20 protein-coding genes and 1 tRNA gene are annotated in these 20,989 nt (G+C 38.3%); 11 read left to right on the top strand and 10 right to left on the bottom strand.

The window, feature by feature from the left end; all coding sequences use genetic code 11:
* Nucleotides 1-12: 12 nt before the first annotated feature.
* The 4 genes from RMZ43_RS02915 (at nt 13) to RMZ43_RS02900 (ending at nt 3,234) form a co-directional block, all read left to right on the top strand.
* Nucleotides 13-291, top strand: coding sequence for a hypothetical protein (locus tag RMZ43_RS02915; RefSeq protein WP_322654708.1), 279 nt, complete (start codon nt 13-15; stop codon nt 289-291).
* A gap of 21 nt (nt 292-312) precedes the next feature.
* The gene (locus RMZ43_RS02910; RefSeq protein WP_428850694.1) at nt 313-783 is read left to right on the top strand and encodes a hypothetical protein; all 471 of its coding nucleotides are present in this window, start codon (nt 313-315) and stop codon (nt 781-783) included.
* A 67-nt stretch (nt 784-850) separates the two neighbouring features.
* Nucleotides 851-1,573, top strand: a complete 723-nt coding sequence (locus RMZ43_RS02905) for a hypothetical protein (RefSeq protein ID WP_322654710.1) — start codon at nt 851-853, stop codon at nt 1,571-1,573.
* The gene (locus RMZ43_RS02900) at nt 1,573-3,234 is read left to right on the top strand and encodes a hypothetical protein (RefSeq protein ID WP_322654711.1); all 1,662 of its coding nucleotides are present in this window, start codon (nt 1,573-1,575) and stop codon (nt 3,232-3,234) included. The genes RMZ43_RS02905 and RMZ43_RS02900 overlap by 1 nt, the downstream gene beginning before the upstream one ends.
* A gap of 525 nt (nt 3,235-3,759) precedes the next feature.
* On the opposite strand, the gene RMZ43_RS02895 is transcribed toward RMZ43_RS02900, so the two are convergent.
* From RMZ43_RS02895 to RMZ43_RS02880, 4 genes are all read right to left on the bottom strand, one after another.
* Nucleotides 3,760-4,023 (bottom strand): hypothetical protein, encoded by a 264-nt coding sequence (locus tag RMZ43_RS02895; RefSeq protein WP_322654713.1) that lies wholly within the window; start codon nt 4,021-4,023, stop codon nt 3,760-3,762.
* Between the two features lie 1,212 nt (nt 4,024-5,235).
* Nucleotides 5,236-5,646, bottom strand: coding sequence for a DUF2358 domain-containing protein (locus RMZ43_RS02890; protein WP_322654714.1), 411 nt, complete (start codon nt 5,644-5,646; stop codon nt 5,236-5,238).
* 458 nt (nt 5,647-6,104) lie between these two features.
* Nucleotides 6,105-7,256, bottom strand: a complete 1,152-nt coding sequence (locus RMZ43_RS02885; protein WP_322654715.1) for a glycoside hydrolase family 10 protein — start codon at nt 7,254-7,256, stop codon at nt 6,105-6,107.
* Between the two features lie 186 nt (nt 7,257-7,442).
* A complete protein-coding gene (locus tag RMZ43_RS02880) occupies nt 7,443-8,261 on the bottom strand; it encodes a DUF1206 domain-containing protein (protein ID WP_322654716.1) in 819 nt (272 codons plus the stop codon).
* 208 nt (nt 8,262-8,469) lie between these two features.
* On the opposite strand from RMZ43_RS02880, the gene RMZ43_RS02875 reads away from it, so the two are divergent.
* From RMZ43_RS02875 to RMZ43_RS02860, 4 genes are all read left to right on the top strand, one after another.
* Nucleotides 8,470-9,351 (top strand): alpha/beta fold hydrolase, encoded by an 882-nt coding sequence (locus RMZ43_RS02875; RefSeq protein ID WP_322654717.1) that lies wholly within the window; start codon nt 8,470-8,472, stop codon nt 9,349-9,351.
* A 273-nt stretch (nt 9,352-9,624) separates the two neighbouring features.
* Entirely contained in the window at nt 9,625-10,080 is a 456-nt protein-coding gene (locus tag RMZ43_RS02870) for a pentapeptide repeat-containing protein (protein ID WP_322654718.1), read from the top strand.
* A 343-nt stretch (nt 10,081-10,423) separates the two neighbouring features.
* Nucleotides 10,424-11,254, top strand: coding sequence for a metallophosphoesterase (locus RMZ43_RS02865; RefSeq protein ID WP_322654719.1), 831 nt, complete (start codon nt 10,424-10,426; stop codon nt 11,252-11,254).
* Between the two features lie 196 nt (nt 11,255-11,450).
* Nucleotides 11,451-12,284, top strand: coding sequence for a metallophosphoesterase (locus RMZ43_RS02860; protein ID WP_322646872.1), 834 nt, complete (start codon nt 11,451-11,453; stop codon nt 12,282-12,284).
* 591 nt (nt 12,285-12,875) lie between these two features.
* Here the strand turns inward: RMZ43_RS02860 and RMZ43_RS02855 are convergent.
* From RMZ43_RS02855 to RMZ43_RS02840, 4 genes are all read right to left on the bottom strand, one after another.
* Nucleotides 12,876-13,586 (bottom strand): hypothetical protein, encoded by a 711-nt coding sequence (locus tag RMZ43_RS02855; protein ID WP_322654720.1) that lies wholly within the window; start codon nt 13,584-13,586, stop codon nt 12,876-12,878.
* 320 nt (nt 13,587-13,906) lie between these two features.
* Nucleotides 13,907-14,161 carry a WD40 repeat domain-containing protein gene (locus tag RMZ43_RS02850; protein WP_322654745.1) on the bottom strand — a complete coding sequence of 85 codons (255 nt, stop codon included), beginning with the start codon at nt 14,159-14,161 and terminating at the stop codon, nt 13,907-13,909.
* Between the two features lie 303 nt (nt 14,162-14,464).
* A complete protein-coding gene (locus RMZ43_RS02845) occupies nt 14,465-15,898 on the bottom strand; it encodes a DnaJ domain-containing protein (protein WP_322654721.1) in 1,434 nt (477 codons plus the stop codon).
* Between the two features lie 110 nt (nt 15,899-16,008).
* Nucleotides 16,009-16,620, bottom strand: a complete 612-nt coding sequence (locus RMZ43_RS02840) for a J domain-containing protein (RefSeq protein ID WP_322654722.1) — start codon at nt 16,618-16,620, stop codon at nt 16,009-16,011.
* A 35-nt stretch (nt 16,621-16,655) separates the two neighbouring features.
* Here RMZ43_RS02840 and RMZ43_RS02835 point away from each other — a divergent pair, with 35 nt between their 5' ends.
* Nucleotides 16,656-17,753 (top strand): tocopherol cyclase family protein, encoded by a 1,098-nt coding sequence (locus RMZ43_RS02835; protein ID WP_322654723.1) that lies wholly within the window; start codon nt 16,656-16,658, stop codon nt 17,751-17,753.
* A 33-nt stretch (nt 17,754-17,786) separates the two neighbouring features.
* Nucleotides 17,787-17,860, top strand: a tRNA-Arg gene (locus tag RMZ43_RS02830).
* Between the two features lie 427 nt (nt 17,861-18,287).
* Here the strand turns inward: RMZ43_RS02830 and RMZ43_RS02825 are convergent.
* Together RMZ43_RS02825 and RMZ43_RS02820 are read right to left on the bottom strand one after the other, a co-directional pair.
* Nucleotides 18,288-19,034, bottom strand: coding sequence for a Uma2 family endonuclease (locus tag RMZ43_RS02825; protein WP_322654724.1), 747 nt, complete (start codon nt 19,032-19,034; stop codon nt 18,288-18,290).
* An 85-nt stretch (nt 19,035-19,119) separates the two neighbouring features.
* Entirely contained in the window at nt 19,120-19,764 is a 645-nt protein-coding gene (locus RMZ43_RS02820) for a Uma2 family endonuclease (RefSeq protein ID WP_322654725.1), read from the bottom strand.
* Between the two features lie 229 nt (nt 19,765-19,993).
* On the opposite strand from RMZ43_RS02820, the gene RMZ43_RS02815 reads away from it, so the two are divergent.
* Entirely contained in the window at nt 19,994-20,818 is an 825-nt protein-coding gene (locus RMZ43_RS02815) for a toll/interleukin-1 receptor domain-containing protein (protein WP_322654726.1), read from the top strand.
* The last annotated feature ends 171 nt before the right edge of the window (nt 20,819-20,989 follow it).

Here is a 20,989-nt window from a genome sequence, read left to right as displayed (position 1 = left end):
TATATAATTAATATGCCTAACAAATCTGTCAAAGCTAGTAACTCGATTAACATTACCTTAACTCCTTACACTGTTGTTTGGAGATATCAAGGTGACATACAGAATGGTAACATTCTAGATGCTAAATTAGAGTTACTAATGCAGAAAGAATATAGAGATGAAAAGGGAGAAGTTTATAAAATTGAACCTTTAACTACTATCTCAGGTACTCCAGAAGAACTTGGTTTCTTAGAAGAGTTTAAAAGTGTACAAACTAAGTTGGCTGCATTAACCAGCCAACTTGATTCTTAAATAAGAATCAGATGCACACACTTGATTAATATTCCAATACCTACATCTATGTACACCGAGCAATTTTTAACAGCAGAAAAAGCAGGTTCGCAACCTGGTATAGAAAAATTAAATAAGATAATAGAAACTCAAAAGATTAATAAACATGATATCCAACAAGATATTTATGAAATAAGTAAGAATTCTATTACTAGTAATGCTCTAACTGTTTTAATTACTTTATCACTTGTAGGAATAGGTATATTCTTTTTAGCTAAAAGATTAAGCCAAACAATAGGTAAACACGTAGTACCAGAGATAAGGTCTTACTTGACTACCCAGGAGCATTTTATTAAAGCTATTAATTCTAACTCAGAAGACATTAAAAAAACTCTTATAATAATAGAAGCTGACACAGATGAAGCTCATAATAAAATACTTTCTAAACTAGAAACTATTCAGCTAGATGTCAAAGAAATTAAAATACGTATGGCTAGTAAATCAGACCTGTAATAATCCTATTTATGTATGTTTTAATATGATATCCTTTAGTTATCTACATAATTGGAGGATATATTTTTTGTCTTCATATAAAGAGAGTGCAGTATATAAACATAGATATCTATCAGGTAAGAGAGAGGAACCTATTAGATGTTCTGTAGTTAAGAAAGATGGCACTCAATGTAAAAATAATATAATGCTTGGCTACAAATGTTGTGCAGCTCATGGTGGTAAAGCAGCTAAAGCTAAGATTACTCATGGTTTAAATTCTAAGTTAACTAAATATCAAGACATGAGAGCTATTAAATCATTAACAAATAAAGAGAGAAAGGAACTATTAGCTAGTGACTATAACAAAGAAACTTTGATAGATGATAGCCTAATGCTTAGTGATGCTATGCTTAGTAGGCTAATTGAACATCAGTCAGATATTATAGAAAGGTATAACACAGCAGTAGTGGCAAATGCTTCTGCCACTGGTTCTACTGCTAGAGAACTAGAAGTAGCTGCCAATAATATCAATGGATTAAGTAAGGCTATTACTGATATATCTAAAGTTATTCAATCTCACCAAGCTCAGATTAATTCCACTCTAAAAACTAGAAAAGAATTACGCGATCGCAATGAGAATGAAGCTATCCTTAAATCTTTATATGACCAAATAAGTATAGACCCTGTAATGCTAATTCAAGATATGGTTAGGGGTTATTTATCTGCTAATCCTGAAGCTAAATTAGATGACCTACTGGCTTTGAAACCTGCTGATGTAGAAGTTGAATATGAGTTAGGGGAGGATGACTAATGAGTGCTATCCCATCAGATTTAGAAGGTATATTAAAGTCAGAAACATTAAGACAACAGTTTCTAGCTGGAGCAAATGACCCTGTATTATTTGTTAAATATTTTTTAGGAAATAAGGTAAACTTATATTTAAATGAGATTGAAAGAATCCACCCTGAAACAGGTCAGTTAGTTAAGGGCCACCCCAAGCAAAGACAATGGTTAAGGCAATCTATTAATTCTCAAGAAGGAATATTAAAGGCAGGTAGTAGAAGTGGGAAGACTTTTGTTACTGCTCTTATGCACTTATGGTTTTTATTTTATAGAAAGCGCCCTATTACTTCTGTCTTTTATAATGACTATGGTAAGAGATTTCAATCTATTAACTGTGCACCTTCCCTAAAGCAGGCAAAGTTAGTTAAGGATGAAATCATCAACCTAGTACAAGATAGCCCCTTCTTGACGAGTATAGGGTTCATTAAACATATCTCTGATGGGCAGCAACCTTTTATAGAAACCTGTTTAAATAGTATTATTTGGTTTCAGGCTACTGTTCAACGAGGAAGATTTATTCTAGGTTTCTATTTAGATGTAGCCACATTAGATGAGTCAGCTTCTGAGTATGCTTTAGAACACTTACGTATGAAGATACTTAATGTACGTGGTACTGAGGTAAGTGGACGCAAGTATTTTATAAGTACACCTCAAGGAGAAGGAGATACTGCTGGTCAAGGAGCTATCTATTTTAGAAAGTTATGGGCTGAGTTTAAAGAACGTAAACTTAAAAAAGATAATTCAGTTGTGATTGCAGAGTTTTCTCAGTTTGATAACCCTGTTAATCCTCCTGAAACTATCCAAGCCAACATGGTCAACATGACCCAGGCTCAGATTAGAGAAGAGGTTTATGGTAAGTTTGCTAACTATGGTAGTACATTCTTTGCAGGTTCTTATTTAGATGTAGCCATTGAAAAAGGAGAAAAGCATAGTTGCTTCTTCCCCTTTGATGACCCACTTACAGGCTTCTGTTTACCTGAAAATGGAACTAGTATTAATTATCCTTACTTACCTAAAGGAGGCCCCACTTCTTTATTCTTTACTGGAGTTGATGTAGCTGGTGATACTAATGGTGACTCAACTGTATTAACTACACTTCAATTTATTGATAGAGAGTTGAGAGTAGTAGCCTTTGAAAGAATTTCTAAGACTCCACTATTTGACCAGAATGGAACTATTGAAAGAATCAAACGCAGGTTAGCTCAGTTCCCAGGAGACTTATATTATGATGCCACCGCATTAGCAGGTCAGTACCTTAAAGAAGCTATAGATAAGGAATTAGCCCCTGAAGATTTATTACGCTGCACCCCTATTAACTCTACTAAGAAACCTGCCAAGAATAATAAACATAACCATAAAACTTTTATGCTTTCTAATTTAGCAGGAGTTGTAGAGAAAGGTAAGTTGGTAATTCCTTATGATGAGCAGGATAGGTTAAAGCAACTCAAGACTGAGTTAAGGTTTTATAAATTGGATGACAAAGGTCTGGCTACTGATTGTGTGATGGCTTTGGCTTTGGCTGCTTATGCTTGGAAGAGAAGAGAAAGCAACAGTACTTTCTATGGTAATGACTTGCTATGGGAGGAGGAACAGGAAGTACCTGAGTCTTCAATGTTGAGGGCTGCTTAATAAGCTTTTTACTTTATATATTTTTGCCGTACCTTGGAAGTAAATATATAGGTGATAAATATATAATTAAAATCAAAAATGATCCCAAAACATCTCCAAAATAAAACATAATACTAAAATGTAATTGTAACCCTAATACATATAAAATATTTAATACTACCCACAACAAGCAAGCCCTAACAACAAAAATATAAAGATTTGTGTCATTTTTTATTATAGGTGTAGTATTATTTACCCCTATTGGAGTACCTGCTAAAAATCCCATAATAGAGTTGTAGAAAATTGAAATTAACATATAACATATCAGAAATGAAAACAAACCTACAGAAAAATGATACTTGAATGAGGTAATAAGGGATAAAGCAATCAAATAATATAAAGAAAATGAAACTAAATTCGCAGTTCTATCATCTGATTTCACTTTTATAACCTCTTTTATTTTAAAAGTTAGTTTAATAAAACAGAAGCTTGAAATACTTAATTTTAGAAATAGATTCAACTATTTTTTTACTAAAATTTACTAATCTATTTTATCTGGTCGCAGTCTAAGCCATTATATATTAATATTGGTTTACCAGATTTCATTGCTTCTAACGGGCCCACATTATGCCGTCTTATTCTTTCCCACTCTTGGCTAGCTACTTTCATTTGGTTACAAACCTTACGTATTTCCTCTCTGTTTTGGTAGTCTTGATAATTCTTCGATACAAAGATAATAGCAATTAATAAAGCTATACTTCCAATTGCCTTGCCTGCCTTTTTTTTGTCATTGTTATTTAGTTCATTCATATTTTAGTTATGCGAGGTAACACTAAATTATTAAACCCACAAACAGACAAATATAGCTTTAAATACGGCAGTGGGTTTAATAGAACCCTCCATGCAAGCGTCATATCTGTACTGAAACCTACCATCCCCACTACAACCTTTAAGTAATCCAATCACTAGTACAAATAAAATCAATGCTCCTAAAACTGACTGACCATTATTATTACTTTCCATATATAAGTTGTGGGTGAAGAACATTTAACTAGACTCTTAGGAGATAAGAATCTATTGATGCTTGATTTTAGTAATCTGCCCAAGTAAATCTGTGGCTGTAGTTTCCTCAGATACCACAACACACTAAGTCTATTGGCAATAACGCAAGGGGCGTGAACTTAATCACAATCAACCCAAGAGTTATTTATTGCTTGGAGACTGTATCAACTTTAGCCAGTGAAAACTTTAGTGTCAATAATCACTTAATATAATAAGATCATAAAAGAGGTGTTGACTATTACCTGACTATGAAATAAGATACCTGGAGCTGAAGCTCTTGATATAGTTGGCTTTATTTTGGGACTCATAAGCCTGGGGTCGTTGGTTCAACTCCGACCTGAGCCACTTTAAAGTTTATAAGTAGTGAGCGATAAGTGGAGTTGTTGTACATTTACAAATTAGATGTCGCCGTTCACACATTAATGTCGCTCTTTCACTAATTGGTGTTGTGAGTCTTCGACATAACCATTCACAAACTAATGTCGCAATATTAGGACTGTGTACGGTTATTAGTCAATACTAGACTTACCAAATAGAACACCATATAAGCTTAAGTTTAACTCAAGCTCTAAAAACTTTTACTATACCTTGCTTAAACAAAGAACTTTTGTTCTTTGATTTCGCAAAAAATTAGTCCAACCACCATGCTTGGCAGCAAAAGTTAAGCAGGACGGAGTTGAACCCTTTCAACCCATACCTAATATCTTGTAATCTTTATATTTCCACTAGCCCTGCACTGCAAGAATTTATTTATCTCGTAATCCTAACTGCTTATAATATTTTTGTTGAGCAAAAACTACTGGAGTTAATAAAGCCTGTCTATGTATTTAGTGTAGGCGAAGCCCACCGAAGGTATCGCTTCATTATCTATAGTAGGAGTATGATGTCGGTGTGGGTGGTCAGAGTTTTGTTTTAGTCGCTTGGGCATGGCGGTAAACCAAATTTTTCATTGTATCTAAATTAGCTCTCTCCTCCCCTTTGCCAAAACTGCCGTAAAATCTCCCCAGGTTTACGATCCCAAGTGTCGATATGCTCGTATATCAAATTATCTTGGTTGAGTTTATATGTTGAATAGCCATTAAAAAGCAAACCAGCTTTCCAGGGAACGCGCAACACTCCTCGCACTGTCCATTTGGCTAAAATCGTATCTTCGGCTGACTGATAGACCTCATGTACATCAAAGTAAATTTGGGTAAAAAATAGCCGAGCGTGAAATCGCAAAGTCCAAAATATAATCCGATAGTTAAATTTGTATTTGAATGTATTTACTGGGTCTTTAAAATAGATATCGTCTGTATAAATGTCATAGGAAATATCTTTTTCAAAAAGTGTCGGTAAATCTTGTTTGAGAGTTTCAATTACCTGTTGCATCTGTAAGTTACTTTATAGGTTCAATTTTTCCATAGCCCCCAAATATTATGGTAGTACTAGCATAAGCGTTACAGTAATATCCAAATTAACGAGATGTGCTTGCAGGTATACGGGTAAATAAAATCTCTTTAGCAGTTGGTTCTAGAGGAAAGGTAAGACTAATAATATTACCTTGAGTATCAGTTAAGAAAGATATAAATTCTGGTTTGTTGCTTAACTCAGATTCAACAAAAATATCATAGTGGGAGTGTTCTAATTTATAAATAATTGAATTATTAAGTTAGTGTTAAAAGATTATCATTAATTGTTTCCAATCTAATAAAAAATATTTTCAATTACCTCTCGAAAACCCAGATTCAATCTGACTTTGTTAATTTGAAATTAGTATTAGTTTTATACAGCAAAAATTATCACGAATCATGTTATTGGGTAGAGTATAAAGCTTATTGCATTTATAGCTAAAGATTTCTCAAAAACCTTGCTACTCCTTGCCAAATTGAAGATGTCTTGCTGTTACTTACACCACCCGCACTCAAATCTGACAAAGTGGGAAATGATGCAGACTTAGCATAAGGGCCATCTCGCAAAACTTTAGCTAGGGTATTGTTATTTTCGCGCAAACCTTCGTAAAAAAAGAATACCTCTCCTTGAATTCCAAGTTGACGATTGTATTCAATTGCCTGCACCAGATATTCTGGACTAATGCAGTAAGAGCCAAGTTTCATCAGTATTCCTGGCGCTAACTTAGGCAGTGTCGCATCTGTGAACTGCTGGTTTACTAGTTTATCAGCGATCGCCTGATAACTCCTAAAGTCACGGCGATAAATCTGCGGCTGAATCATATCAACTATTTCCCGCTTCAGCCATGCGGGTGAGTCTTGCAGATATTCCTGGAATGCCCAATCATGAATATTAGGTGCGATCGCTACTAATAAATTAGGATTAACTGCTTTCACTTCCCGGTAGAGACGCGCCAAGAAATCAGTGAGAATATCTGCACGCCACTGTAACCATTGTCTATCCTTGGGGTTCTGTGGCGGATTGCGATCGAATTGCTGGCGATAACGGTTGACAGTTCCCTCATCATAGCCTCCTTCACAGGGGAATGCAGGGAAGCGATCGTCTCCTTGAACACCATCCACATCATAATTCTTTACAACTTCCAGCACCAAGTTCAAAAAGAATTCCTGCACCTGTGAGTCGAGTGCATTCAACCACTCAAAGCCGTTTTTCTTTAGTAAGTTGCCGTTACAATCGCGCGCAGTCCATTCCGGTTTTTTTTGTAAGAGTACACCACCATTCAAATTGTAGGAACTTGCAAAGCCATATTCAAACCAAGGAATAACTTTTAACCCAACTCGCCGCGCCTCAATTATCACCTCTTCTAAAGGGTCACGACCTACAGACAGATGGTCAATTTCGACTCCAAATGTCTGCTGCATTGTTTGACTAGGATATAAAGTTACTGCCTTATTCCAAACAACGGGAAACACCACATTAAATCCAGTTTCAGCAAGGAAATCCATCGCCTCGGCAATGCGTTCCTTTGACCTGAGAACCTTACTATCAGTAGTCGTCAGCCAAATACCACGGGTTTCTATTATTGCCATTTATTTGAAGAAGAATTCAGGAGTCACAATTCAGTAGTCAGAATCAATTAGTGGGCCAAATTTTCTTATTTTGTAGGGGTTTTAAACCCGATTATTCGTCCACCAATCGTAAAGAATTCATTCTGAATTCTGACTCCTGACTCCTGAATTCTATTTGATAAATTGAAATTCTCGGCACTGCACTATCTAAACATTGACTAACCGACGATACCGCGCCTGTATTATTGTGTAAATTCCATAGGCAACTAAACCTAGTGCCACAATACCCAAAAGCCATGCTCCGTTAGGCTGTTGCGCTAGTGTCTGTAATACTTCATCTAAACCTTCGGCGGTAGCGGCGTTCGATTGCCTTGCGGCTTCAATTAAAAACCAACCGATAATACAAAATACTATACCCCGTGCCGCTAAACCAAATCCGGAAATCCTCATTACCCATTGGGCTTGTGTGTTGCTTAACTCAGTTAAATTGAGTTCTTTACGAAATTTGCCACTAAAAGCTTGATAAAACTGATAGAAACCTAGAGCAATTACAAACACCCCCACAGTTCCAACTAACCATTCACCAAAGGGTTGAGAAAGCAAACGTGCTGTCGAATCTTCAGTAGAATCACTACTATTTTTACCGCTACCTGTACCCATAACGATTTTCACAGCACTTAAGGCTAAACTTCCATAAATCAAGCCATTAACTGCGTAACCAATTCGCGCTGCCAAACCTTTGGCATCATTCCCTTTATTTTCTGGGTCTTTAATTGCCTGTACAAAACGCCAGATTACGTATCCAATCAAGCCAATTGCAACTAAAGCTAGCAAAAATTTACCAAATGGCTGGTTGACAATTGTTTGGAGAGCGCCTTGGGTATCAGTTGTTTTACCACCCCTGCCAGAAGCTGCCTGTGCTGCCAGTAGTCCAACTATACCGTAAACTACTCCCTTAGAAACATAGCCAAATCGTCCCAGTCGCTCAACCCACAATGAAGCATGGTTTGTCAACTGTTGTGTCATGGTAATTAGGGAGAAATATTATATCTATCTTTTACCAAAAATTACCCATGATTTACATCTACCGCAGGGCAAATTGTCTAATGTTTTTGCAAAAAATCACTATCATAATACTGTCTTTTAATAGATGTGAGGTTACTCCAAATAATATTACAGTTGCTAAGTACAGTATTACTATTTAGTATTTTTTAATGCTGAATTTGAATTAATTATGTCTTTAATAGAAAGTTCTTGGAAACACGAATATATAACTACTAATGGGGTAAAACTACACTACGTTACCCAAGGGGAAGGCCCCTTAATGTTGATGTTGCATGGATTTCCGGAGTTTTGGTACTCTTGGCGGCATCAAATACCAGAATTTGCCCAAGATTTTAAAGTGGTCGCCCTTGATTTGCGTGGCTACAACGATAGTGATAAACCAAATGAGCAATCAGCTTATGTAATGGATGAGTTTATCAAAGATGTTGAGGGACTAATTAAAGGATTAGGATACCAAAAATGTGTATTAGTTGGTCATGATTGGGGAGGTGCGATCGCTTGGAATTTTGCATACACTTACCCCGAAATGTTAGAACAATTAATTATTCTTAACCTACCTCATCCTGCCAAATTTGCTCAAGGATTACGTACTCCTCAACAGTTGCTACGTAGCAACTACATATTTCTCTTTCAACTACCGTGGATACCAGAATTACTTTTACAATCTTCAGACTACCAAGTAATTGAAACAACTTTTAAAAATACAGCAGTTAATAAGAATGCTTTCACCCAAGCGGATATTGACGCTTATAAAAATGCTGCTGCAAAACGCGGCGCCCTCACAGCAATGTTGAACTACTACCGCAATATTTTTCAACAGAGAATGCTAAATCCAAGTTGGGGTGTTCTGGAAGTGCCAACACTGATGATTTGGGGAGAAAATGACACTGCACTTGGCAAGGAACTAAGCTACGATACCGCAGCCTATGTCAGGGATTTTCAAATTAAGTACATACCCAATTGTGGTCATTGGGTGCAGCAAGAACAGCCTGAATTGGTTAATCAGTATATCCGAGAATTTCTGAGGACTAAAACTAACAGTATTTACTAAAAAGTATAAATACTTATCAAACTAGCCAAATTATGATGAGTAGTGCAAGCTCTTGAAAAGATTTAACAGTGATTTAACATTGGTAGTTTTTTAGGGATTATTAAGTAAAAATCGCCAAAAATCAGAATTAACGGCATTTTTTAGATTATCGTTATCTCTGTTTCATATCACAACTAAGTTGTCAAGAGATAGATTGACCTTAAGAAGTTTAATGAGATAATAGAGTTGTGAGGGACAGAACGGACGCAACTTGATTATTTAAGGGGGAAAATTATGAAACTCCAGCTATTAGCGGCCATGGCCTTAGCAACTCCCCTATTTTTTGCTAGCTTGGTTAGAGCCGAGAACCCGCAGGACTTACAAAAGCTGCTTTCAACTGGGGAATGCATTAACTGTAATCTCTCGGGAGCTAACCTCAGTGGCGCTCATTTAATTGGTGCTGACTTGAGAGGCTCAAAGCTTCAAGGAGCCAACCTTGTAGGCGCTAACCTCGAAGGTGCTGACTTAACTGGTGCAAACTTGGCAGGTGCTAATCTAACATCTGCTTATGTAAGCAATGTGAATTTAAAGCAAACCAATCTTAACGGAGTAAATTTTACACGCGCTACGATTCACGATTCTAATGTGTATAAAGCATCAATGAATGATCTCAACCTTACTGATGCCGAAATATTTAACACTGGAATCGGGATTGGTGGAGAAGATGCCGAGATTCCTGATTGGAAATAGGCTGAACTGGGTAGGCAGGTTAAAAAAAGACAACATCAGAGAAACTGGTTTTTGCCAGCATTATCTTTAAAATCTGCCTATACACTATATAAAAATAAAAAATGAAACCCCTCTGCCTTGTAATGACTTTACTACAACGAAAGCAGAGGGGGTTTCTTTTTGGGGCTGAACCAAAAATTTATGTAAAAAAGTGTATTTAGGCTGAATAGGTATGCTATGTCTAGCTTTCAGGCTTTTGATTAGTTTTGATGAAATTTTCAATAAGTTGTACGGATCTCTACACACAAATCGAGGATGTTTCGTTAAGCTGTTATCGCTATGATTGAGCTTTAGTGAACGTCTTATGCATTGGTTGTTATCTGGGCCGTTGAGTATAGAGAAATTGACGGTTAACATTACAGGGTTGCCTGCATCATTACAAGGTAAGAGGCTGGTGCAGTTGTCAGATTTTCACTACGATGGTTTGCGGCTGTCAGAAGAGATGCTAGAAAAAGCGATCGCATTTACTAACGAAGCTAAACCAGATTTAATTTTATTAACTGGTGACTACGTAACTGACGATCCCGCGCCGATTCACCAACTGATACTTCGACTCAAACATCTGCAAAGTCGCAGTGGTATTTGTGCTATTCTTGGCAATCACGATATACATTACCAAAACGCCAAAACAGAAGTTACCGATGCCCTTACTAGCATCGGAATCCACGTTCTTTGGAACGAAATTGCCTATCCACTAGGAAAAGAATTACCTCTTGTTGGACTAGCTGATTATTGGTCACAGGAATTTAATCCTGTACCAGTCATGAATCAACTAAACCCCGACACACCCCGCATCGTTTTATCCCACAACCCAGATACTGCCGAGATACTGCAAGAATGGCGAGTTGACTTACAATTATCTGGTCATACTCACGGTGGTCAAATCGTGATTCCCGGAATTGGCCCTGCGATGTTTTTTTACGACAAGCTTGCAGAAAAAATACCCAAAAAAGTGCAGCGTCGATTTCCATTTTTGTCAGAAAATATTTCTGTAGTCAGCCATTGGGAATGGGCACAGGGTTTGCACCGTCTGGGAAAAAATCAGCTATATGTCAATCGTGGTTTGGGGACTTACCTCCCAGGACGCTTATTTTGCCGCCCAGAAGTTACTATAATCACCCTACAGGGTGAATAAGTAATCCAAATTTAAAAATTCAAGAATAGAATCACGGCAGGTATTCTGGCTAATGAGTACCTGTAGTTTAGTTTCAGAATTTCAATCAATTAGTTAATTGTATCTGGAATAGATGACATAAATTATTGCAGTTTATCAAGTTACATTTTTATTTTGGTAAGCTGTAAGCGCTGGTATGAGGAGTATCGGTTGCCTTATGCATTGGTTGTTTACGGGACATTTAAGAGTAGATAAAATCACGGTTAAGATTGCGAAACTTCCAGCATCTTTACAAGGTACAACGCTAGTGCAGTTGTCAGATTTTCACTACGATGGTTTGCGCCTGTCGGAAGACATGTTAGAAAAAGCGATCGCACTTACTAATGAAGCTGAACCAGATTTAATTCTATTAACTGGTGATTACGTAACTGATGATCCGACGCCGATTCACCAATTGGTGCATCGACTCAAACATTTGCAAAGTCGTTGTGGTATTTACGCCGTACTTGGTAATCACGATATCTATTACAGCCACTCAAAAGCAGAAGTTACACAGGCGTTAACTAGCATTGGGGTGCATGTGCTTTGGAATGAAATCGCCTATCCACTAGGAAAAGAATTACCCCTTGTTGGACTAGCTGATTATTGGTCACAGGAATTTTACCCTGCACCAGTCATGAATCAATTAGACTCGGTTACACCGCGCATTGTTTTATCTCATAACCCAGATACAGCAAAGATATTGCAACAATGGCGGGTAGATTTGCAACTATCTGGTCATACCCACGGTGGTCATATCGTAATTCCGGGCATTGGCCCTGTAGTATTTTATTATAAAAAACTACTCAAAAAAATTCCCAAAAAATTACGGCGTTGGGTAACATTTTTCTTGGGAGACTGTTCTAAAGTCGTGCGATATTGGGAGTGGGCGCAAGGGTTTCACAAGGTCGAAGAAAATCAACTATATGTCAATCGTGGTTTAGGAACTTATAAACCAGGACGTTTATTTTGTCCTCCAGAAGTGACTGTAATTACGTTAGTTAGTCACTAGTCATTAGTCATTAGTCATTGGTCATTAGTTTAAATAACAAAGGACAAATGACAAAGGACAAAAATGCATAACACTCAAAGCAGAAACCGCCTGAAGCTACGGTGGATAAGTCTCAGCAGCTTGGGGCGGTTTCTTGAAGATTGGAGAATTCAGAAATAACTAACTCAAACTAAGGTGGACAACATTCGCGATCGCTCTACTCAGAATTGCACATCCTTACATTCCAACTAGGCAGGCATTTTCTGGCTGTGCGTTTTAATACCTCCAAAACAACTCATTGAACTTAAGGCGAAAACACATTCAATGGATGCCACAACTAAAAGAGCGATGTCTACGACGGGCTATGCCTACGCAAGAACATTAGAGCAGGAGGTACAGGCTCTAAGTGGAAAGTTTTTGTTTAACTCTTAACCTTTTTGTACCTTGCTCTTAATCTAACATCGTGTTTGTTTAGCTACAAGACACCTTTACTAAACTTGAGTACCATTTACTTTTCGCAACAATTCAGAAATCTTTCTTAAAAATATTCCCACTTGTTAGATGTTGGTGTTAATGCCAGCATTATCAAGTGGGCTGAAAGTTTAGAAGTTGTTATTGAGCAGAACCGCCTGTAGTAGTATCATCTGCGGTAGAAGAACCGCTATTAGATGTACTGTTTGACTGGTCTACTCCTTGAGGTGGAGTGGTTTTAGAGGCATCACTTTTCGTACCTGGCGCAACAGTATTAGTAGTTGAACTTTGTGTAGCTTTAGGCGTTGGCTGGACTACAGAAGGCGCTTTTTCTGCCGCAGGCTGCTGGGGTGGAATAGTAATGTTAATATCCGGTTGGCGAGGTGCAGAGGGAGGTGTAACCTGCTGTTGTGGAACAGGAATAGTAACAGGAACAGGTACTTCCTTGGTTCTTTCAATTATCGTTGTTTTTGTTTGTGGAGAAGCACTAGGAGTTGGACTACTACTTGGTACAGGAACCGCGACCGGCACAATATTGTCAACGGCTGCGTTATTCTGCTGGTTGAAGTACCAAACTCCACCTACAATCAAACCAAGTACGGAAGTAACGATAATACCCAACAGCAAACCACCACTAGCATTGTTTTCATCACGCTGGGCTAAATCTGCTTGCTGGTAGCTACGCTCAACATTTCGACCATGTACGTAACCGTTAGTGTAAGAGCTAGGATTAGCTGCGCTGTTCTTGACTGTTTCAGTGGTTCGTGTCAAGTCAGTGTGAGTATTACCATTAATATCTGTGTAAGATTCTTGCTTGATTTCACTGTTTTTGCTTTCGCGTTCAATAGACATAGCTGTTGATTTCACTCCTCAATATGATTTTGACAAACTAAAGTTTTGTAAGAACAAGAGGTTTTAATGAGCTTAAAAATTTATGTTGCTGATTAAATATTGAGTTTTATTTGTTACTCAACTGTTGGTACTTATCAGAATAACCCCTGAGATTAGACAAGTGGCTCTATCTCCAGAGAGTTAATATTTAATCGAAAGAAAGATTCTCCTAAAGATAGATGTTATTAAACAGTTAGGTGATGCATTGATAAAAAATCTAGTAATTTGCTTCAGTTTTCTCAATTTTTAATCAACTTGAATAGATTATGCTTATAGGTGATTTATAAAAAACTGACAGCCTTACCGATGGGGAACAGGGTAATAGTTTTATCCCCACTGCCACTAGCCAGCGTCTTACCGTCGGGGCTAAAGGCAACGGAATAAACCGCATCTTCAGCTCCTGAAAAAGTACAGAGTTCATTGCCTGTATCTACTTGCCATAGCTTGAGCGTTTTGTCTTTACTGCTACTAGCTATAATTTTGCCATTGGGGCTAGAAGCGACAGAACAAACACGATCAGAATGCCCAGTTAGTATGCATACTTCTTCACCACTTTCGACGCTAGTACAAGATTCTCTAACTCTAGGTCAGTAGATCGAAAAGTTTTCCAAAAGCCTTACCAGTCCTTCATTTCCACTTAGGAATACAAAGAGTCGAAATCAGCTTCTAAGGAGCGTTTCAAGAACTTTTGTTCTGGGTGGACTTTAGAGTGATCGCAACTGGCCATGATTGCCAGTCCCAAAACCGACGGCTGAAACCCTTATTTTTTCCTTAACTTCCAAAAGTTTTCGATCTACTGTAGGTATGTATCGCTGTCTGAAACGTCGTTCGGTTTGTCGTTAGACATCGCATCGCCAAAGCTTGATTGTCATGTCTCGACTACCACTAACTAAAGTTTTACCATCGGGACTGAAAGCGACGGAATTAACCCAATCTGAATGGTTATCCAAAGTGTAAAGTTCTTGTCCCGTGTTAACATTCCATACCTTTACAGTACGATCTGCACTACCACTAACAAGATGCTGACGATTGGGACTAAAAGCGATCGCACTAACATAGCTGCGATGTCCAGCAAGTGTGTTAATTAGCTTACCTGTATTGATATTCCATAACTTGATAGTCTGGTCATAACTGCTACTAGCTAAAATTTGTCCATCAGGGCTAATGGCGACACAAGTCACCCAGCCTGAATGCTCGTTGAGAGTTTGCAGCAGTTTGTTACTTTTCAAATTCCATAGCTTAATGGTATTATCCGCACTGCCACTGATAAAAATCTGCTGCTTTGGGCAAATAGCAAGGGAGTAAACCAAGCCAGAATGACCTTTGAGGACTTGCAGTAATTGTCCCATCTCTATATGAGAAACCTTGATAGTAGTGTCTGTACCGCCACTCAGGATAGTTTGACCATCTGGACTAATGATTACAGAAAAAACTGGGGTTGAATGTACTTTGAGTGTCTTGAGTAATTTACCTGTAGACACTTGCCAAATCATTATGCTGCTGTCATCACTGCCACTAACCAAAGTTTGGCTATCTGGGCTAAACGTTAGGCATCTTACCCATTTTGTATGACTAGTGAGAGTATGTAGTAGTTTCCCTGTATCGAGATGCCAAATCTTGATAGTATTATCACTACTTCCACTAGCTAAAGTTTGCCCATCTGGACTGATTGCAGTTGTAAAAACCCAGTTCAGATGAGTCAGGGTGTGTACACATTTCCAGGGTGAAGGTTGAGACTGGGATTTGGGTGGTGGCGGCGTTGATGGCGTTGGCGGCGGCGATGTTGGTTTGGGTGCTGCTTTTTTCTGTTTCAGTTCCAGTTCTCTGGCATTTTTGAAATCTGACTTGGCTCTATTTTCGTATCCTAGTTTCGAGCAAGCAAGCCCTCGGTATTTGTAGGCTTCAAAGTAGTTGGGGTTGAGACGAATTGCTTGACTAAAGTCTTCAATTGCTTCACTATATTTTCCCTTTTGAGCGTTCTCCATGCCCAGTTTATAGAAACTTTCAGCATTAGATGGAGTAAAATCAATTTTGATAGATGTGGAAGCAGATTGATTTATCTGATCTGGCTGATAAGACTTTAACCTTGCATAAGCTTGATTGATTTCTTTGATTTTTTCTTCTGCTTCTTGCTTTTGCTGCGGTTCAAGAAAAGAATCTGGATGCCAAGTCTTAGCCATCTGGCGGTAAGCTTGCTTGACCTCATCAACAGATGCACCTGGTTTTAACCCCAAGATATTGTAAACATGATTTATATCGATGCGATCGCTCATACTAGAAAATCAGCAGCAAATCCAACTCTACTTAGTATTCCCTAATATAAGTATTATCTAACTCAAGATATGGTGTCGCCGTCTGAAACGTCTTAAACTATATTCGCTTCTTATCTCCAACGCCGATTTAGCCGCAATATGTTTTTAATCCTCTGACAAAATCTTTCTAGCAGAGGTCTAGGTTTGGATACATATCTAGGCGATCGCACTCTCCGTGCAGCACCCGGATTTGTTAACTCTTCTTCTATTTGTGCAGCTTTATTTAAATCGGAAGCGGCTCTATATTCGTATCCCAGTTGTGAGCAAACTAGCCCACGATATTTATACGCCTCAACATATTGAGGATTGAGACGAATTGCATGGGTAAAATCTGCGATCGCATCCTCATACCTTCCTTGTGTAGCATTCTCTACTCCTAAACTATAAAAAGTTTCAGCATCCCAACGATTCACAGATATTTTGGTGGGATTTTTAGGCGAAGATGAAGATGGATTTTCAGGAATAGGAGGCTCAGATGGACTTTCTGATTTGAGCTTGTTGTAAGCTGAGTTGATTGATTTGATTTTTTCCTCAGCTTCCTGTTTTTGCTTTTGCTCAAGAAAGCGATCAGGATGCCAAATTTTCACCAGTTGACGGTAAGCTCGCTTTAGTTGTGCTTGTGATGCACCCGGTTCCAACCCAAGAATTTCATAAGCATGATTGAGATCGAGGTCATCGCGCATACTGAAAAAATCGGCAACTATAACTATATAGATATATGTTAACTATTCCCCTAAATCTTCTCCAATCAACTCAAACGCCCCATTCTGGTTATCACTGGGATGGTAGTAGTCGCCGCTTTTTTGAAGGCTGGTATTATCGCATCACTTTACCGGAAATTGGGCAAACATTCGCCTTTATGTACTCCATCGAAGATCCCATTGGCGGTAAACCCCACAGTGGCGGTGCAGCCCAAATCCTCGGCCCGGATGACGAGTATTTATGGCGTACTTTTCCTGATGTGAATAAATTTTGGGGTAGTCGAGATGTCCTGGGTTTAGGTCATTGGGGTAAAACAGACTTGCAAATTTCTCCTTTATATTTGCTCCCAGCAGAGTTTGAGCATCATGTTCAAGAGGGTTATCAAGCTACAGCTACCTTGAATCAGGGGATTATCTGCGATCGTGCAACCAATAATTATTGCCGTTGGCAGTATGAAATTCAACCTGTGTACGGTTGGGGTAATCGAAATAGCATTCAGCAATCAACCGCAGGCTGGGTGTCATTTTTGCAGATTTTTGAACCTGGATGGCAAATTTTGATGGCTCACGGTTTAGCCACTGGGAAGATTGACTGGAATGGTAAAATCTACGAATTCACCAACGCCCCAGCCTACGGCGAGAAAAATTGGGGTGGTGCTTTCCCGCAAAAATGGTTTTGGCTAAATTGTAACTGCTTTGAAGGCGAACCCGATTTAGCATTAACTGCTGGCGGTGGAAGGCGGGGTGTGCTGTGGTGGATGGAATCTGTAGCGATGATTGGGTTGCACTATCAAGGCAAGTTTTATGAATTTGTTCCCTGGAATTCTCAAGTAGATTGGGAAATTCAGCCTTGGGGTAGATGGCAAATGAAAGCTACCAACTCTAATTATGAAATTGAATTGACAGGAACCACAGATTTTCCTGGTACACCTCTGCGTGCGCCTACAGAGGATGGTTTAAGATACTGTTGCAAAGACACCATGCAAGGAAAGTTAAATTTAGAGTTACGAGAAGTAAGTGGGAGAAAATCTAAAATAATCTTGAAAGCAGAAAGTTTTCTTTGTGGTTTAGAAGTAGGCGGCGGTCCTTGGGATGATTGTTGGCAGTCTCGGTAAAAGTACTGCTATAATTATATATGCTTCATATTTGGGGTTGTAGCTCAGTTGGATAGAGCGGACGCCTCCTAAGCGTCAGGTCGTGCGTTCGAATCGCACCAGTCCCGTAAGCAAAGAAATCCCTATGACCTTGACTAATAGGGGGTAAACTGCATTAAAAAATACTCAGATGTAATAAGTGCGTAGGCGTAGCCCGTCCAGACATCGCATTCTGTGATTGTTGAATCCATCTTTAATCACTACAGCAGCTTTCAAAGAAAGTCAAGTACACAACGATTCGTCTCAAAGCCATTAACGGAACTTAAACATTTTTGAGACAGAAACAAGGCTCAAACCTATACAGGGCAAGGAAAATACACCAAAGGCTCAAAAATGCTTGAAACCCAGATATATCAGGAAACTAGGTAAAACGATGTCAAAGTCTTTTTGTATATACGTTTGAGAGTTTTTTCAGGCTACTTTTTGTCTAAGTCCCATTAATAAAGCGTGTTTGACTTCAAAATTACTAACTTCTAAATTCTGAATTCTCCTGTATTAAACTTCATCAGGGTTTATTCCAAGCTGTCTCAAGCGTTCTGCTAAACGCTGGGCTTTTTGCTGTTCTTGTTCTAATTGAGATGTTAATAACTGCGATTTTTCCTCACCAGTTAGTAATAAATTTCCTTGTGTATCCCACCAACGCAACCAAGGCGCTGTAGTATTTCCATACTGTCCTTGCCAAATACCCAATTCGACACCCATCAAGGAAATCTCATAGTGTCCACGTTCGTTAGCTGTGAGTTGCTGATACCTACCATCAACTAAGTGATAAACCTCAATCGCAGCTTTGCTAAATTCGTAAATGCCATAAAAAGGTACGCGGATTGCTTGCTCGTATACCCAGAATTTACCAGTCATTGGAGTATTATCTCTTTCTTCTGAACTATTCCCAGAAGCGAATTCCAGTACAATTAAGGGAGCGACATATTCTTGCCACAACACATACGAACGTCGAAACTGACCATTTAACATAGGTGCAACATTCGGGACGTAAAACCAATCGGGTGCTTCAGCACCGCGTTCAGGTGGTTCGGTTAAACGCCAGTAAATACCACAATCTTGACCAATACAATACTGATTATCTGAGTGAATTTGCTGTAATGTACCTTGAACTGAGTCAGTTAGAAGTATACTTTGCGGATGTTCTTGAAAATTTTTCACAAAAGTTCCATCCGACTCAGGTAACTCAGTATGGTCGGGAAGGTGAGTAATGCCTAGTTCGGACAAGTTGGCAATAGTCATTGAACTTTGGCGCGAGTGAATCGGTTTATTGATCTTAGCACCGCTCCGACCAAATGCTTGGCGGTAGGTAGTTTAGCGATGCTAATCACCGACTCATTGCAAAAATCTGTTCAGCCGTTAAGAGAATGTTCGGAAATAATCTAGAATCAATTCGATCCTGCCCTCGAAAAACCTTTGGGGGTAAATACTCTCCATCTTCAAGTTGGTAGATTGTAATGGTTGGCTGCTTGGGAGAGCCAATAAACCGAATGCCACCAAAAGCAGCATAGTCCACGATGATGTACTCGAAAACGCCTAAATCCTCTCTTCGAGACGCTACGCGAACATATTCAGCAAGTTTTGTCAGATAGTCGTCCTTCCAGTTATTGCTAACGACTTCAATGATTCCGGGTGGTGGAATATATGCAGCAGCAGAACTAGAGCTAGTTTTCATCCTCTGCCATTCAACTCTTGCAAATATGACAATATCTGCTTTCCGGCTTTTTTCCTTTTCTGGTGGTGCTGTTTTGAGCCGAACCTGCTTGGACTGGCGTGACACGTAAGGCAGGTCATTTTCTTGGCAGTGATTTTCTAAGTAGGCACACAGTCGCTCGATCAAATCCTCATGATTTGCATTTGGTTCTGATAATGGCACGGGAATCCCATCCAATAGCTCAAACTCTCTGCCTGAACCATCGTCCCAGGCAAGAAACTCTTCAAAAGTCAGTGGTTGTGTGACGCTTGCGTACATCGCCCTCGCTCCCTTGCTGACGGGTACTTTACTCAATGCTACCAAGATGTACAGATTTGGCTATGAGTCCTGGCTGTAGATAAGTTAATACTTTTTACTTGCCTTTTTTCTCAACCTCTAATGCTGATACTCTCTCTTTTAATTCAGTATAATTTTAGTGTGATAGCGTATTTTTTATACGACAGTAAAAAATATGTTTCTTCCCTCTGTGGTATTGTGAATCACTAATATGGCTAAAAAATACGATATTGTATTATCTTTTGCAAGTGAAAATCGAGAATATGTTCGAGCAGTTGCAGTTACTCTCCAAGCTGCTGGTATCAAAGTTTTTTATGACGAATTTGAACAGGCTAATCTTTGGGGCAAGAACTTGTATGTTCATTTAGATGAAATTTATCGCAATGAAGCACACTTTTGTGTAATGTTTATTTCTAAACATTATTTAAAAAAGACTTGGACTAATCATGAAAGAGAAAGTGTTCAGGCTCGTGCATTCCAAAAAAAAGAAGAGTATATTCTTCCTGCGCGTTTTGATAATACAGAAATTCCAGGTCTTATTCCAACAATTAGTTATATTGATTTACGAAATATTTTGCCTGAAGACTTTGCGAAGATTGTTATTCAAAAGCTTAATAATACAAATATAAATACCTCAATTATTACTAAGGAGAATCAAAAGCCTATTATAAAATTAAAAAATATTAATCAACAGAAATATGGCAAAAAGATTATTATTCGACGTAATCAATCATTGAATAATGCTAAAAAATCAAAACAAATAACTCAAACCGTAAATTTTACTTTTGAGGGAATTAGTCAATTATCTAATGATAAACCGATAGTTTATAAAGTTTTAACTCAAGGAGGAAAGAATAATTATACAGGAGTGGCAAAAAAAGGAGAAGTTTATATAACTCTTCAAAAACATTTACAACTTGGTAAAAATTATGTTCCAGGATCAAAGGTCAAAATTGAGCGAATGAGTACTATTCAAGAAGCACAGGAGAAGGCAAATAGAATTATAAATAGAAGTAAGCCAAAGTATAATAAGTAATAAATAATTAATTAAGAAGTATTTTTTATAACTGATAGCTAATAAGGACATTAATTTTAAACAGGATAGATTACAATTTGATACTTATGCTTTGCTCCTGCTATTCCTTGAATACTACTCTGATACATATCCCAATATTCAGCCTCAAGCATTTCTGCTAATAATAGTTAG

The organism is Nostoc sp. CmiVER01 (assembly GCF_034531135.2).
In the GTDB taxonomy this organism is placed as follows: Bacteria; Cyanobacteriota; Cyanobacteriia; order Cyanobacteriales; family Nostocaceae; genus Nostoc.
This window is presented reverse-complemented; position numbering and strand designations above follow the sequence as displayed.